The 15,240-nt window shown below is 68.8% G+C and carries 11 protein-coding genes; 2 read left to right on the forward strand and 9 right to left on the reverse strand.

Annotated elements, in window-relative coordinates:
• Positions 1 to 18 precede the first annotated feature (18 nt).
• The gene (gene pilG, locus D7T59_RS09595) at positions 19 to 420 is read right to left on the reverse strand and encodes a twitching motility response regulator PilG (RefSeq protein WP_005418455.1); all 402 of its coding nucleotides are present in this window, start codon (positions 418 to 420) and stop codon (positions 19 to 21) included.
• Positions 421 to 660: 240 nt separating this feature from the next.
• On the opposite strand from pilG, the gene gshB reads away from it, so the two are divergent.
• Both gshB and D7T59_RS09605 read left to right on the forward strand, forming a co-directional pair.
• On the forward strand, positions 661 to 1,608 hold the full coding sequence (gene gshB / locus D7T59_RS09600; protein WP_012511876.1) for a glutathione synthase: 948 nt from the start codon (positions 661 to 663) through the stop codon (positions 1,606 to 1,608).
• A complete protein-coding gene (locus tag D7T59_RS09605) occupies positions 1,608 to 2,492 on the forward strand; it encodes an energy transducer TonB (protein ID WP_164138783.1) in 885 nt (294 codons plus the stop codon). The genes gshB and D7T59_RS09605 overlap by 1 nt, the downstream gene beginning before the upstream one ends.
• Before the next feature lie 505 nt (positions 2,493 to 2,997).
• Here the strand turns inward: D7T59_RS09605 and tsaB are convergent.
• The 8 genes from tsaB to D7T59_RS09645 form a co-directional block, all read right to left on the reverse strand.
• The gene (tsaB, locus tag D7T59_RS09610; protein ID WP_049481813.1) at positions 2,998 to 3,711 is read right to left on the reverse strand and encodes a tRNA (adenosine(37)-N6)-threonylcarbamoyltransferase complex dimerization subunit type 1 TsaB; all 714 of its coding nucleotides are present in this window, start codon (positions 3,709 to 3,711) and stop codon (positions 2,998 to 3,000) included.
• A 9-nt stretch (positions 3,712 to 3,720) separates the two neighbouring features.
• The gene (locus D7T59_RS09615; RefSeq protein ID WP_180852406.1) at positions 3,721 to 5,769 is read right to left on the reverse strand and encodes a DNA repair helicase YoaA; all 2,049 of its coding nucleotides are present in this window, start codon (positions 5,767 to 5,769) and stop codon (positions 3,721 to 3,723) included.
• Between the two features lie 568 nt (positions 5,770 to 6,337).
• On the reverse strand, positions 6,338 to 6,874 hold the full coding sequence (locus D7T59_RS09620) for a hypothetical protein (RefSeq protein WP_180852407.1): 537 nt from the start codon (positions 6,872 to 6,874) through the stop codon (positions 6,338 to 6,340).
• A complete protein-coding gene (gene mrcB / locus D7T59_RS09625) occupies positions 6,871 to 9,312 on the reverse strand; it encodes a penicillin-binding protein 1B (RefSeq protein ID WP_180852408.1) in 2,442 nt (813 codons plus the stop codon). The genes D7T59_RS09620 and mrcB overlap by 4 nt, the downstream gene beginning before the upstream one ends.
• 84 nt (positions 9,313 to 9,396) lie before the next feature.
• Positions 9,397 to 10,449, reverse strand: coding sequence for a glycosyltransferase family 2 protein (locus D7T59_RS09630; protein ID WP_180852409.1), 1,053 nt, complete (start codon positions 10,447 to 10,449; stop codon positions 9,397 to 9,399).
• Between the two features lie 72 nt (positions 10,450 to 10,521).
• On the reverse strand, positions 10,522 to 11,412 hold the full coding sequence (locus D7T59_RS09635; RefSeq protein ID WP_164139217.1) for an NAD-dependent epimerase/dehydratase family protein: 891 nt from the start codon (positions 11,410 to 11,412) through the stop codon (positions 10,522 to 10,524).
• Positions 11,413 to 11,475: 63 nt separating this feature from the next.
• Positions 11,476 to 13,047, reverse strand: coding sequence for a hypothetical protein (locus D7T59_RS09640; protein WP_180852410.1), 1,572 nt, complete (start codon positions 13,045 to 13,047; stop codon positions 11,476 to 11,478).
• Positions 13,048 to 13,077: 30 nt separating this feature from the next.
• A complete protein-coding gene (locus tag D7T59_RS09645) occupies positions 13,078 to 15,234 on the reverse strand; it encodes a bifunctional (p)ppGpp synthetase/guanosine-3',5'-bis(diphosphate) 3'-pyrophosphohydrolase (RefSeq protein WP_164139220.1) in 2,157 nt (718 codons plus the stop codon).
• Positions 15,235 to 15,240: the final 6 nt, after the last annotated feature.

Genomic DNA, 15,240 nt, shown 5'->3' on the forward strand with positions numbered 1-15,240 from the left:
TGTGCCTTTCCCCCCTGGTCAGGCGTTGACGTATGTGCGGATGGCACCCAGCAGTTCTTCACGCGTGAAAGGCTTCGTCAGGTACTGCTCCGAGCCGACGATGCGTCCCCGCGCCTTGTCGAACAGGCCATCCTTGGACGACAGCATGATGACCGGGGTCGCCTTGAACAGCTGGTTGCCCTTGATCAGCGCACAGGTCTGGTACCCGTCCAGGCGCGGCATCATGATGTCGACGAAGATGATCTGCGGTTGCTGGTCTGCGATCTTCGCAAGCGCTTCGAAGCCGTCGGTGGCGGTGACCACCTCGCAGCCTTCGCGCTTGAGCAGCGTTTCCGCAGTCCTGCGGATGGTCTTCGAATCATCGATGACCATCACCCGGAGTCCTGCGAGTTCCCCGCCCGCAGTCGTGTTTTCAGTCATTGCCTATCCCCAAGCGCACGGCCCGATCTCTGGCGGGGGCCGCTACGAAAGCGTATCTATATCGCACTTTCCGCGCCCGCTTCAAGGCCGCCCCATGGCGTGGGGCATGGCAGCCTCCTGAACGTGACGGGTTTCGCAATGACTGCGCGAGCGCCGGGCGGACGCAGCGTTGCAGTACGGCGGGGAGGCGCGCGACCGGCGTTGCCGCTACCATCAACGCCTTGCCTGACAGGTGCGCCCATGCCGTTGAACGTCATCGTGGTGATGGACCCCATCGCCCACATCAAGATCGCCAAGGACACCACCTTCGCCATGCTGCTGGAAGCCCAGCGCCGCGGCCATGCCCTGCACTACGTGCGCCCGGGCGGCCTGGCCCTGGAAGGCGGCGTGGCGGTGGCCCAGACCGCGCCGTTGCAGGTGCGCGACGACCCGGCCGGCTGGTATGAGCTGGGCGCATTCAGCCGCACCGAATTCGGCCCCGGCCAGATCGTGCTGATGCGCAAGGACCCGCCGGTCGACGCCGAATACATCTATGACACCCAGGTGCTGGACGTGGCCGCCGCTGCCGGCGCCTGCGTGGTCAACAACCCGCAGGGCCTGCGCGACTACAACGAGAAGCTGGCCGCCCTGCTGTTCCCGCAATGCTGCCCGCCGACCCTGGTCAGCCGCGATGCCAAGGCGCTGAAGGCCTTCGCGCTGGAGCATGGCCAGGCTGTGCTGAAGCCGCTGGACGGCATGGGTGGCCGCTCGATCTTCCGCAGCGGCCAGGGCGATCCGAACCTGAACGTGATCCTGGAAACGCTGACCGACGGTGGCCACAGGATGGCGCTGGCGCAGAAATTCATCCCGGACATCACCGCCGGCGACAAGCGCATCCTGCTGGTCGATGGCGAGCCCGTCGACTACTGCCTGGCGCGCATCCCGCAGGGTGACGAGTTCCGCGGCAACCTGGCCGCCGGTGGCCGTGGCGAAGGCCGCCCGCTGAGCGAACGCGACCGCTGGATCGCCGCCCAGGTCGGTCCGGAGATGAAGCGCCGCGGCATGCGCTTCGTCGGCCTGGACGTGATCGGCGATTACCTCACCGAGGTCAACGTGACCAGCCCGACCTGCGTGCGCGAGCTGGACGCGCAGTACGGCCTGAACATCGCCGGCACCCTGTTCGACGCGCTCGAGGCCGGCCTGCGCTGATGGCGGCCGCACCTGCCGTCCTGCCCCCGCCGCCGCGCGAAGCGCAACGGCTGGGCGCGACCATCGCGCTGTCGGTCGTGGTCCACGCCCTGCTGATCCTGGGCGTGGGCTTTGCGGTGAAGGGCGATGCGCCGCTGGTGCCGACACTGGAAGTGATCTTCAGCCAGACCCGCACCGCACTGACCCCGAAACAGGCCGATTTCCTGGCTGCGGCCAACCAGGAAGGGGGTGGCGAGCACGACCGCGCGCAGCGCCCACGCGACAACCAGGCCGGCATCGTGCCGCAGGCCCGGTCCGGAATCAGCCCGGTTCCACAGCAGCAGCAATCGGCCGCACCGGTTCCGCCGCCACAGGCACGGGTGGTCAGCAGCCGCAATGGCGAAGACGTGGTGGCGCAGGCACAGTCCCGCCCCACGCCGGATCAGCCCGAACCGGATGCGCCGTTGAGCGCACGCGAACAGCGCGATGTGGAGATGGCGCGGCTGGCTGCTGAAGTGCATCTGCGCTCGGCACAGTACGCCAAGCGGCCGAACCGCAAGTTCGTGTCGGCCAGCACGCGTGAATATGCCTACGCCAATTACCTGCGCGCCTGGGTCGACCGTGCCGAGAAGGTGGGCAACCTGAATTACCCGGATGAGGCCAGACAGCGCCGCCTTGGCGGCCAGGTGGTGATCAGCGTGGGCGTGCGCCGCGATGGCAGCGTGGAGAGCAGCCGGATCCTGCGTTCGAGCGGGACGCCGCTGCTGGATGAGGCCGCCCTGCGGGTGGTGCAGCTGGCGCAGCCGTTCCCGCCGTTGCCGAAGACCGAGGACGAGATCGACATCCTGCAGGTCACGCGCACGTGGGTGTTCCTGCCGGGCGGCACCCTGCACGACGACCGATAGGGTTTTGTTGCCCGGGCCTGCGGCCCGGGACCCGCTGCAAGCCCAAGCAACTGCAACTGCAACTGCAAGATCAAGAGCTGCGGTTGGGCTTTGGGTTTGGCGGAGCGGTGTGGGCTTGCAGGACACGCCGTAAACCCGTCCCTGGGGGCTCGATGGCGCCATCCATGGCGCCAACGGTCCTGCAAGCCCACACCGCCCCACCTTTGACAGATCGCGGCGCATTTTTGCTATTGGTAGGTGTCGACCTTGGTCGACACACATCCACGCTATGCGTGGATGCGAGCGAAGCGACCCGCTTTTGACTTTGATTTTCTTTTGATTTTCCGTGGCGGACGCACACGGAAACTGTCAGAGGTCGGGCGGGGTGGGTTMGCGGGGGTATCCGCGCCATGGATGGCGCGGCTAAGCCCCCAGGGACGGGTTCACGGCGTCCCCCGCGAACCCMCCCCGCCCGGCCAAGCGCGGCTTTTGATTTACGCGATCAACCAACCCCGCCACGAGGGGCTCAGCCGTTGGCCTTCGCCTTCGCCTCGCGCGCGGCCTGCTGCTCGACCAGGGTCAGTGCCACGTTGTCGCGCAGGTAGGCCGGCTCGACTTTCTCCGGTGCGATCGCTTCGCCGCGCGCAAAGGCCGGCACCGCCAGCGCCAGCACATCCGATGCCCGCGGCAGCGCCGTCGCATCGAATCCGCGAAGGCCGCTGCCCAACTGCGCGACCAGCGCGCCGTCGGCCGCGCCAAAGCCGGTGCCGACGCCGTAGGCGGACAGCCCTTCCGGCAACGCCACCGCGTCAGGTGCACACACACGCTCGCCATCGCGCGCGACCGGCAGGCCGTCAACACGCTCGAAGCGCGCAACGTACAACTCCCCCATCCGTGCGTCGATCGCCGACAGGATCTGCGTTTCTTCCGCTGGTGCCCGCAGCGCCAGCACCTGCAGCGTCGAGACCGGCAGCAACGGACGATCCAGCGCCAGTGCGATGCCCTGCGCGATGGCGATCGCCAGGCGCACGCCGGTGAACGCACCAGGACCGCGACTGAGTGCGATGCCGTCCAGCTGGCGGCGGCTGATGCCGGCTTCGGCCAGCAGCGCCTCGGCCCACGGCAGGCTCAGTTCGGCATGCCGGCGCGGGGCGATCTCGAAGCGCTCCAGCACCTGCCCATCGACGTGCAGGGCAACGGAACAGGCTTCGGTGGCGGTTTCAAAGGCGAGCAGTTTCATCGGATCAGGTCAGAACAGGGGGAACGTGGCACCGGGCGCCGGTTCCGGGCCCGCCGCGGAGGTGGCGGTCGGCACGGCATCATCGGCCACGGGCACCCATTGTGGCGCAAAGAAGGCCTGGACATCGGCCAGGCTGCGGGTACGGCGGAACGGTGGCAGTGAATCGAGGAACACCCGGCCGTAGCCCCGGTTGAGCAGGCGCGGGTCGCACAACACCAACACACCACGGTCGCTCTCGCTGCGGATCAGGCGGCCGACGCCCTGCTTCAATGCGATCACCGCCTGCGGCAGCTGCTCATCGCGGAACGGGTTGCCACCCTGGCTGCGGATCGCCTCCAGGCGTGCCTCGTACACCGGGTCGTCCGGGGCGGCAAACGGCAGCTTGTCGATCATCACCACGCTCAGCGCTTCGCCAACCACGTCCACGCCCTCGCGGAAACTGGCCGAGCCCAGCAGCACGCCATTGCCCGATTCGCGGAAGCGCTGCAGCAGCGTCGCGCGCGGCGCCTCACCCTGCACGAACAACGGCCATGGCCCATCGCGCAGTGCCTCGGCCGCCTCACGCAGGGCGCGATGCGAAGCGAACAGCAGGAACGCCCTGCCCTGCGAGGCCTGCAGCACCGGCCGCAGGGTCTGGATCAGCGCGGTTCCGAACCCGCGCGCGGCCGGATCAGGCAGGCCCTCGGGCAGGTAGCACAAGGCCTGCTCCGGCCAGTTGAACGGGCTGGGCTGGACCAGCGTGTGCGGATCGTCCAGGCCCAGCCGGGTGGCGATGTGATCGAATCCGCCGCCGACGGTCAGCGTCGCCGAGGTGAAGATCCATGCGGCACGGCTGCGTTCGCGATGCTCGCGCAACGGGCCGGACACATCCATCGGCGTGCGTTGACAGCGGAAACCACGCGGCGTGAGCTCGTACCAGAGCACATCGGCGCCACCTGCCACCTCTGCGGGATCGGTGTCGAAATCCAGTGTGGGCTCGTCATCGCCCAACCAGCGGCTGAGCCGCGAAACCGCTTCGCGCGCACGCGCATGGCAAGCATCGAGGCCGGCAGCCGCTTCGCGCAGCGGCTGCAGCGCCTGTTCCAGCGCCACCAGGGCTGCCATCACCGTGTCGAAGCCATCGCGCACCTGCGGCATTGCCAGCGCACGCCATTGCGTGCCACGCGGTGGCAGCCCTTCCATCGTCGAGCGCAGTGCCAACAGCGCCTGCTGCAACTGGTCGACCGGTTCCTGCACGGCTGACTGCGCGCCGCCTACGCCGCGTGCTTCGGCCAGGCAGTCGCGGCCCAGTTCCTGCCACGGGCGCATGCCGAAACCTTCGCCGAAGAACTGTGCAGCCAGCTCGGGCAGCTGATGCGCTTCGTCGATGACGAAGGCCTGCGCCCCCGGCAACAACTCGCCAAAACCATCCTGCTTCAATGCCAGGTCGGCCAGCAGCAGGTGATGGTTGACCACCACCACGTCGGCGGCCTGTGCGCGCTGTCGCGCACGCACCACGAAGCAGTCGTCCCAGAACGGGCAATCGGTGCCCAGGCAGTTGTCGACGGTGGAGGTGACCATCGGCAGCAGCGGTGAATCATCGGCCAGCCCGTCGAGCTCGGCGACATCGCCGAACTCCGAGCGACCGGACCACGCCAGGATGCGCTGGAACTGCGCCGCTTGTTCAGGGCTGGAGAACCGCGGCTCGCCCCGCGCCTGCTGCAGACGGTAACGGCACAGGTAGTTCGCACGCCCCTTCAGCAGCGCGCTGCGCAGGCCGACACCGAGCGCCTGGCGCACGCGCGGCAGATCGCGGTGGTAGAGCTGGTCCTGAAGCGCGCGGGTACCGGTGGAGATGATGGTGCGCAACCCGGACAGCAGCACCGGCACCAGATAGGCGAAGGTCTTGCCGGTGCCGGTACCGGCCTCGGCCAGCAACAGATCGCGCTGCTGCATCGCGTCGGCGATGGCTTCGGTCAGGCGCAGCTGGGCCGGGCGCGGGACGAAGGCGTCCAGATGCGAGGCGAGCGCGCCGCCGTCGCTGAGGGCTTCGCGGCTGGCATGGACAAGGTCGGACATCAGAGGGAAAGGATACCCGGCCGGGCGCTGCCCGGCACCCGTTTCAAGCCCGAGCCAGAGCAACAGCAACCGCAACGGCGTTCTTGGCTCTGGGTTGTACTGGGGACTGGCGGGGGACTGTGGGTTTGCGGGGACGCCGTAAACCCGTCCCTGGGGGCTTGGCCGCGGCATCCATGCCGCGGACACCCCGCAAACCCACAGTCCCCCGCCTCCGACAGTTTCCCGGTGACGGAGGAGTGCGGTAGAGCGGAAGCAGTGGATACGACGGAGAAAATAGAAGGGGTCAGAGCCGTTTTCCTGCGGAAAACGGATCCGACCCCATGGCGAGCGCGCGCAGCGCGCGACCCGCTTTTGATTTTGATTTTATTCTTGCCTGCGGCCCGCGCGATGTATGGCGGGCCGGGTGGGTGGGGCGTGCAGGACCGTTGGCGCCATGGATGGCGCCATCGAGCCCCCAGGGATGGGTTTACGGCGTGTCCTGCACGCCCCACCCACACGGCCCATCACGACCATCCATCAGTGCGAGAGCTTGCCGCAGAGGGGGCAGCGCCCGATGGAGTGGAATACCTCAGTACCGCTTGATCCCCGGCACGGTGCAGCCTTCCAGCTGTGCATGCGCCGACACCGCATTCTCCTTTTCGCCCCGTGCCAGGCGCGACTGCTCGATCGTCGCCCAGTGCCGGCGGCACAGCGGCCCTGTCTTCGAACCCAGGTCGACCGCCTTGCGTGCGAACGTCTCCGCCTGCGCCCACTGCCCCTGCAGCAGCGCCAGCTCGGCACGCTCCTGCAGCACCGCCGGATCACCAGCGACGATTTCCAGCGCGTGGTCCAGGCTGCTGGCAGCACCGGCCAGGTCATTGGCCTGGCGCTGTGCCTGCGCGGTCACCCGCAGGTCTTCCACCTGCGAATCACGCAGCGGCTGCACCGACAGTTCCTTGTCGTCCGGGCCAGCGGCTGCGTCCACTGCGGCCAGGCGCTGCGCCGGCGTAGTGGTATCGACCGGCTTGACCACCGGCGGCGCACGGGTCACGCAGGCGGCCAGGGCCAGGCTGAGGCCGGTCAAGGCCAGGGGCTGCAGCAGGGATCGCATGTTCATCGGCATCATCGGCCCGGAGGAGGAGTGGCAGCGGCAGGCGCCGCGGCAGGTTCGGCAGGGGTGTCCGGCTTGCGGTCCAGGCCGAACCAGCTGCGCCAACCACCACCCTCGCCTTCGGCCTCGCCCTGCCCGTCCGGCGACACCGCCGGTGCGCAGGGCGCATAGGCCGGCGCATAACCGACCACGAACGGGAAGCGGCGCGCTCCCGGGCAGCCTTCATCGGTCGTGTTGAGGCCGGTGGCAGCCACCGACTGCCAATCCAGGCCCTTGTTGCTGACCCGCAGCGGCGCACTGGGAAGGCGCTGGAAGATGCCCGACCAGACCCGCATCGCGCCGGTGGCACCGTACAGGCCGGCCTGCTCGTTCTGGTCGTTGCCGATCCAGATCACAGCCAGGTGATCGCCGGTGTAACCGGCATACCAGCTGTCACGGCCATCGTTGGTGGTACCGGTCTTGCCAGCCGGCTGCAGGCGGCCGAGGCCATCGGCGTTGAGCCGCTGCGCGGTGCCGCTGGCAACCACCTGCTGCAGGCCGACACTGATCAGGTTGGCGGCAATCGAGTCGCCCTCCTGCGCCGGTGCCGGGGTCTTGTCGTAACGCTTGAGCAGCTTGCCCTGCGGATCGAGCACGCCACGCACCGCGTGCAGCGGCTGGATCTCGCCACCGGACGCCAGGAACTGGTACAGCTGCGCCATCGCGTACGGGCTCTGGTCGGTCGAGCCGAGGATCACCGCAGGGTTGGCCTCAGCCTTGATGCCCGCCAGCACATGGATCAGCTGGGTCACGCGCTCGGGACCGACCTGCATGCCCACGCGTACCGTGGCCTGGTTGTAGGAATGCGCCAACGCATCGATCAGGCGCACCGTACCGTGGCTGCGGTTGTCCGCGTTGCCGGGGTTCCAGTTGCGGCCGCGGCCGAGCTGCACCGTCACCGGTGAATCGTCGACCCAGCTGGCCAGCGAGTAACGATCCGGCTGCGCCAGCGCCAGCAGGTACACGAACGGCTTCAGCAGCGAGCCGACCGGGCGCTGTGCTTCGATCGCGCGGTTGAAGCCCACCTCGGACACTTCACGGCTGCCGATCACCGCCAGCACGTCACCGTTGTGTACGTCGGTCAGCACCATGCCGGCCTGCAGTTCGGGACGGCGTTTGCTTTCCAGCGACTTGATGGTGCGGGTCACCGCGCCTTCGGCATAGGCCTGCGCGGACGGCGACATGCCGGTCATCACGCTCAGGCCGGCGCCCTGCAGCGCCGATTCCGGATAGTCATGGCCGAGCTGGCGGCGAACCAGGTCCACATAGGCCGGGAAGCGGTTGGCCGCCACCAGGCCCGGCGTCTTGGGCACGCCCAGCGGCGCTTTCAGCGCGCGCTGGTACTCGGCATCGTCGATCAGCGTCGCCTCGTGCAGCTTGCCCAGCACGAAATTGCGGCGATCCAGCGCGCGTTCCGGGTTGCGCCGCGGGTCGTAGAAGGACGGGCCCTTGACCAGGCCGATCAGCAGCGCGATCTGCTCGGTTTCCAGCGACTGCAGGTCACGGCCGAACCAGAACTCGGCGCCGGAGGACATGCCGTGGATGGCCTGGCTGCCACGCTGGCCCAGGTACACCTGGTTGAGATAGGCCTCGAAGATGGTGCGCTTGTCGTAGCGCGCTTCCATGATCAGCGCGTACAGCACTTCGTTGAATTTGCGGGTGACGGTCTGTTCCTTGCCGATCCCGAGCAGGCCGCTGCGGGCCAGCTGCTGGGTCAACGTGGAAGCACCCTGGCGGCTCTGGCCACCGGAGCGGATCGTCACCCACACCGCGCGCGCAATGCCGGACAGATCGATGCCGTGATGGCGGTTGAAGTCCTTGTCCTCCACCGCCTGCAGGCCGGTCACCAGCAGGTCCGGCGCCTCGTCCATGCGGATCAGGCGGCGTTCTTCCTGCTTCTGCCCGTACAGGGTGGCAATACGTGCCGGGTCCAGGCGCGCAGCCTTCAGCGCCTTGCGGTTGTCGGCGTCACGCAGCGAGGCGACCGCACCGTCGGCCAGCGACAGTTCCAGCCGGCGCGGCGCCACGCGGCCATCCACGTCGTTGTAGCCACGGCTGGAAATGATGAAGCGCCCGCCGTTCACTGCATAGGTGGCCGGCTCCTTGCCCTGCCCGTCATCGCGGTAGGCGGATGCGGCGAGCTCGGTCTTCAGGGTCGCCGCGTCCATCGCCTTGCCCGGCGTGAGCACCAGCGGGCGTGCGTACACGCGGGTCGGAATCTGCCAGCGAAGTTCGCCGAAGCGCTGGGTCACCTGTTGGTTCAGGTACAGCGTATAGGGGATCAGGAAGCCCAATCCCAACGCGACCGCAGCCATGCTCCAGGTGATCAGGCGACGACGCCACAGCGGGCTGTCGTCCTGCTGGTCGTCGTCGTCGAAATCGTCGATGTCGTCGGAATCGTAGCGTCGGGGCACGGGAATGCAGGCAGATAGGGTCTGGCGAGTCTAACGCAGGCGCCGTGGTGGCTGGCAGGCGATGGCCCGCGGTTTCACTGCAGTTCAAGCAGCGCGCGGCGCCCGCCAGCCGGCCCAGGCGCCCGCAAGCGCTGCCCAGCCCCCTTTCCAGCCGCCTCCCGCCAGGCAGACGTTGGCCAGGCGTGCGATCAACCGCGGCGCATCATGGGCGATCCAGCCTGCCTGCACATCCGCGCGGCGATACAGCTGCAGTCGTGACCAGGCCATGCGCCAGGCGAGCGCGTGAAGTCCCTGGAAGCGCTCCGGCGCCACCACCACGCCGCGCTGCCCCAGCAGATCGGCCAGGGCAAGCAGGCGCCCGGCCGTGCGCTGGCGTGCCTGCGAATCGAACAGATCGAGATGGCGCAGGCGTTGCAGGAAACCGCGGCGACGGGCCCCGATCTGGTTGTTGCCATGCTGCCGGTAGTCGATGGTCGGTTCGGCCAGCATGTCCAATCCTCCACGCAGCGACGCGTGGACAGCCAGCCATTCGTCGTGGCTCCAGCCCGGCGGGACCGGCAGCGATTCGGCCAGCAGCCCACGGCGCAGCGCACAGGTGGCACCGGTGATGAAGTTGCGCAGCAGGATTGCGTCGATCGCAAGGCCCGAGCGTTCCAGCTCGACCTCGGCCGGATGGACCACCAGTACCTCCAGCAGCCGCTGGCCCAGCGGCGCGCCCTGCGCATCCACCAACCGTGCATCGCTGTGCAGCAGCAACAGGCCCTGATCGGCGTGGAAGCGCTCCACGTAGCTGCGGACACGCCCCGGATGCCAGACATCATCCTGGTCGCACAGGAACAGGATGTCGGCCTGGCAACGCATCAGTGCGTCGGCGAAATTGCGCACATAGCCGAGATTGCGCGCGTGCTGGACGATCTCGACATGGATGCCCAGCGCCTGTGCGCGCGGCACGAAGGCCTGCAGCAGCTGCGGCGTCTGGTCGCTGGAACCGTCATCGCCGATCATGATTTCGTTCACCGGAAGATCCTGGTCGAGGATGCTGTCCAGCTGCGCCTGCAGGTAGCGCGCACCGTTGTAGGTGCACAGCACGACGCCAATGCGCTCGGCAGGGGCCGATCGGGATGGCGCGTCAGGCATCGAACGTACTCGCGGAAACAAGGGCCGGGGGATGGTAGCAGAGGCCCCCAGGCGGATGGATACGGTGGCTGGCTAGCCGTTGCCGGGATACGCAGCGATCCGCTGCAGGGCCTGGGCCGCGCTCATCGGTCGCCACGTGTCCGCGTCAGGCTGGAACGGCCGCGGATGCACGCCCAGCAGCGCCTGCAGGGGGCCGTTGTCCGCAATCAGATCCTGCTGCAGGCGTGACACCGGTCCACGCGCTCGCGGCAGCACCGCAGCCAGGCCTCGCAGTGCACCGCCCGGCAACGGCAGCGCCAATGTTGGCTGTGCCAGGCTGGCGTGCACGCGGCGGAACATCGCGTGGTACGGCAGGCGCTCGCCGCCGCCGATTTCCAGCACCCGCGCCGACGCTGCACCGGTGGCGATGCAGGCCACCACGGCGCGGGCGATATCGTCGGCATGCACGGGTTGGCGCAGGCCTCCCACCAGCGGTATCGGGAACAGGCGCAGGCGCAGCGCGCGCTGCACGATCGGGGTGATGCTGCGGTCGATGCCGGCCCCATAGATCAGGGTTGGCCGCAGGATCGTCCATGCCATGCCAAGACGCTCGGCCTGCGCGATCAGGCCCGCTTCGCCCCGCTGCAGCATCGCCACAACGTCCTGCTCGTCGGCCTGCTCGGAATGCTGCTTGCTCAGCACGCTCATCGAACTGGTGGCAATGACCTGCCGCGCCGGGGCCGCCGTCTGCCGCGACAACCACTGCGCCAATGCTTCAAGGGGGCCGAAGCTGGCCATGGCCTGCCAGTCCGGAGACGGCACGCTGTCCAGCGCAGCCGCCAGGTCCCCGCACAGCCACTGCACGCCGTCCTGTGCCGGCTGCGGTCGCCGGCTCACCGCCTGCACCCGCCCATGCGCCTGCAGCAGGCGCGGCAGCAGGAAACGGCCGATCTGGCTGGTGGCTCCGGAAACGAGGACGGTCATCGGCACTCCGTGGGGATGTTGCAAGGGGTGGCTACTATAGCGGCCCCTCCGGCAGCGGCGGGCTCAGGGCGACGACACCCCGATGTCGCGCAGGCGCTGCCGCAACTGCTGGTACTCGCTGCTGGAAGTGCCAACGCCAAGCTCGCCGGCCTGCTGGAGCGCACGTTCGGCAAAGGCGACATCACCGTTGCCCAATCGTTCGCTGCCAATCGCAAGCCAACGCTGCGCAAGGCGCTGGCGGGCCACAGGCAGGCCACCAGCGGTGGGAGCCAGCGTCTGCCAGGCCTGCAGGCAGGCACCTGCCGCCTGCACCCGGTTCTGCCGCAGGTTGTCGTCGAAGCAACTGCGGCTGGCAGGCAGCAGGCGCGCGGCAGCAGCCTTCACCCGTGCATCGCGCGGTGCCAGCGCCTGTGCTTCGCGCAGGGCATCGAATGCGCTGTGCCCCGGCGGGCTGATCCATTGCCCTGCGCGCTCGGCGCGCTCGATCCGGCGCAGGTGATCGCGCAGCTCGCGTTCACGCTGCGCGTTGCTCACCGCGGGCTGCTGCAGTGCCTCCCGGGCCTGCCGTGCACGCTGCAGGCGCTGCGCCAGTTGCTGTCGTGCGGCCTGCGAAGCGCCCAGTGCTTCTGCCAGCACGGCATCACGCTGCGCCGCCTCGAACTGGAAATCGTCGGCCTGGACCTGGCTTCGCGCCAGCACCGCCTGCAGCACCTGCTCACGGCCGCGCTGGGCAGTGGGATCATCCGGCGCCACCGCCAGCACGGCCAGGAACCCCTTTGCGGCACTTTCCAGCTGCTGTCGCTTCAGCGCGCGCTGTGCCTGCAGCAGGTGCTCGTCGACCGCCCGTGCCAGTGCCTCCTGGCTGGCGGGCAGATCGGCGTGGCCTGCGTCGAACAGGCGCGCGCGCTGCAACGTCGCAGCGGCTTCAGCCAGTTCCCCGCGTCCGGCCAGCGTGCGCGCGTGCTGCAGCAGATCGCTCAGTGCGTCTTCGCGCCCCTCCAGTGCAGGCAGGTTGTCCGGCTGCAGTGCCAGGATGCGCTGGAACAGCGGCAACGCACTGCTCTCGCCATCGTCCAGCCGGCCGGCCGCGAACGCGTTGCGGGCCTGGGCCAGCAACGCGCCGATACCGGCGCCGGCACTACGCCGCGCCTGCAGTTGCCGGGCCACGGCGTCGGCGTCGCCCTGCGGCACCTGCAGCTCGCGGGCCAGCGCCAGTGACTGCGCGCTGCCCTCAAGATCGTCGCCCTGCAGCTTGTCGCGGGCCTGCTGCAGGGCCGCCGCTGCGGTTCGTGCAAGGCCCTGACGGGCCTGCGGCCGATCACCATCCAGTGCCAGCACCGCCTGGTAGCGCTCGCGCGCACCACTGCCGTCAGCCGCACTCAGCCGACCGGCGGCGAGCGCACGATCACCTTCGACCAGCAGCTGTTCGATCTGCGGCTCGTCCCAGAACCAGTCGGCCAGCGGCTTGCGCAGCAGCACCAGCAGCACGAACACCGCCAGCGCCGCGACCAGCGCCCAGCGCCAGACCCGCCGCGCATGGCGTGCCTGCAGCCACCACCAGCGGCCCTCGCGGCGGACGCGATCCAGCGCAGGATGTTCAGCGCCATGCGGGCGATGCGGGGGCTCGCGTTCCATGCGTGCAGGGTAGCCGGGGCAGCGTGAAGCTCAGCCGAGGCGACGCGCCTCGCTCACGCCCGGCAGCGCGTCCAGCTTGCCCAGCAGGTTCGACAACTGGTCGTAGTCGCTGACCTTCAGCCGCAGGCGCAGATGGGCACGGCCACTGTTGCGCACGTTGTCACTGTGGATGTCAAGCACGTAGGCGTCTTCCTGGGCGATCAGGTTGGTGATGTCCTTCAGCAGCCAGCGGCGATCGACCGCATCGACCACCACGTCCACTTCGTAGCCGCCCCCGGCCTGGCCCCATTCCACCGGCAGGATGCGCTGCGGGCTGGTGGCCGCCAGCCGGGCCAGCGCGGCACAGTCTGCCCGGTGCACGGTGACACCGCGGCTACGGGTGAGGTAGCCGACGATCGGTTCGCCGGCCACCGGCTGGCAGCAGCGCGCCAGCTGCACCAGCAGGTTGCCCACGCCCTGCACCGTGAACTTGGACTTGCCCAGGTTCTCGCGGCGGGCGGTCGGGCGCGGAAGCGTCGGTGCCGGGGCCGGCTGGCTGGCGGCGCGCTCTGCTTCCAGCAGGGTACGGCTGACCTGGTTCGGGCCGGTATCGCCCAACGCCACCTGGATGTAGAGGTCATCAACGCTGTCGGCGTGGAACTTCTTCGCCGCCACCGCCAGATCCGAATGCTGCAGCCCCAGGCGCTTCAGCTCGCGCTCGAGCAGTTCGCGCCCGGCCTGCACGTTACGCGCGCGGTCCAGCTTGTGGAACCAGCTGCGCACCTTTTCGCGCGAGCGGTTGCTGGCCAGGAAGCCCAGCGCCGGCATCAGCCAGTCGCGGCGGGGGTCGGCTTCCTTGCCGGTGAGGATCTCGACGCGATCGCCGCTGCGCAGGCGGTAGGTCAGCGGCACGATGCGGCCATTGACCTTGGCGCCACGGCAGCGGTGGCCCACCATCGTGTGTACCTGGTAGGCGAAATCAAGCGGCGTGGCCCCCTGTGGCAGGTCCAGCACCTCGTCCTTGGGGCTGAGCGCATAGACCCGGTCCTCGGTCAGCTCGGCGTCGAGTGCCCCGGCCAGCTCATTGCCCTGCCCGTCCTGTGCCTGCTCCAGCAGCTGGCGCATCCAGGTGATCTTGCGGTCGAACGACTTTTCCGCGCCCTTGCCGCCTTCCTTGTACTTCCAGTGCGCGGCCACGCCCAGCTCGGCCTGCGAATGCATCTCGTGGGTGCGGATCTGCACTTCGATCGTGCGCCCTTCCGGGCCGACCACGGCGGTGTGCAGCGAACGGTAGTCGTTGGCCTTCGGGCGTGCGATGTAATCGTCGAACTCGCTCGGCACCGGCGCCCACAGCGCATGCACCACGCCCAGCGCGGCGTAGCAGGCGGCGACGTCGTCGACCATCACCCGCACCGCGCGGATGTCGTACAGCTGGTCGAACGCCAGCCGCTTCTTCTGCATCTTCCGCCAGATGCTGTAGATGTGCTTCGGGCGGCCACTTACTTCGGCATGGATGCCCTGTGCGGCCAGCTCGCGCGACAGCTGCTTCTTCACGTTCTGCACATAGCGCTCGCGGGCCACGCGGGTTTCGTCCACTTCACGCGCGATGCGGCGGTAGGTTTCCGGCTCCAGGTGGCGGAACGCCAGATCCTCCAGCTCCCACTTCAGCTGCCAGATGCCCAACCGGTTGGCCAGCGGCGCGTGGATGTCGCGGGTCAGCTGCGCCAGCGCCCGGCGCTGTTCGTCGTCCAGCTTGTCGGCAGCGCGCATCCTCGCCAGCTGCCGGGCCAGCAGGATCGGCACCACGCGCAGGTCGCGGATGATCGCCAGCAGCAGGCGGCGCAGGCCCTCGCTGTTGCGCCCGGCCTCCCGGCCAGCATGCAGCGCCCAGACCGGATCGGCCGCGTCCTGGCCATCGAGCAGGCCGATCACCGCCGCCTTGTGGTTGCCCAGCGGCAGCTGGTCCAGGCTGGCGCGCAGGCCGGGCAGGTCGAACAACAGCGCGGCGACCACCGCGCCTTCGTCGGCCGAGAGCATCGACAATGCATCGAGGGTATCGCCCAGCACCGACCAGCTGGCGCGCATCTGGTGGTCGCACTCCGGTGATTCCCAGTGCTCGCGCAGGGCCTGGCGCAGCGGAGCGGGCAGCACCGCTGCGGAGGGGCGGTTCAACAAGGCATCCAGGCCGGGGACAGAAGCGCGGTTCACAGCATC

Origin of the sequence: Stenotrophomonas maltophilia (assembly GCF_013464915.1) — a bacterium.
Lineage (GTDB): Bacteria > Pseudomonadota > Gammaproteobacteria > Xanthomonadales > Xanthomonadaceae > Stenotrophomonas > Stenotrophomonas maltophilia_AT.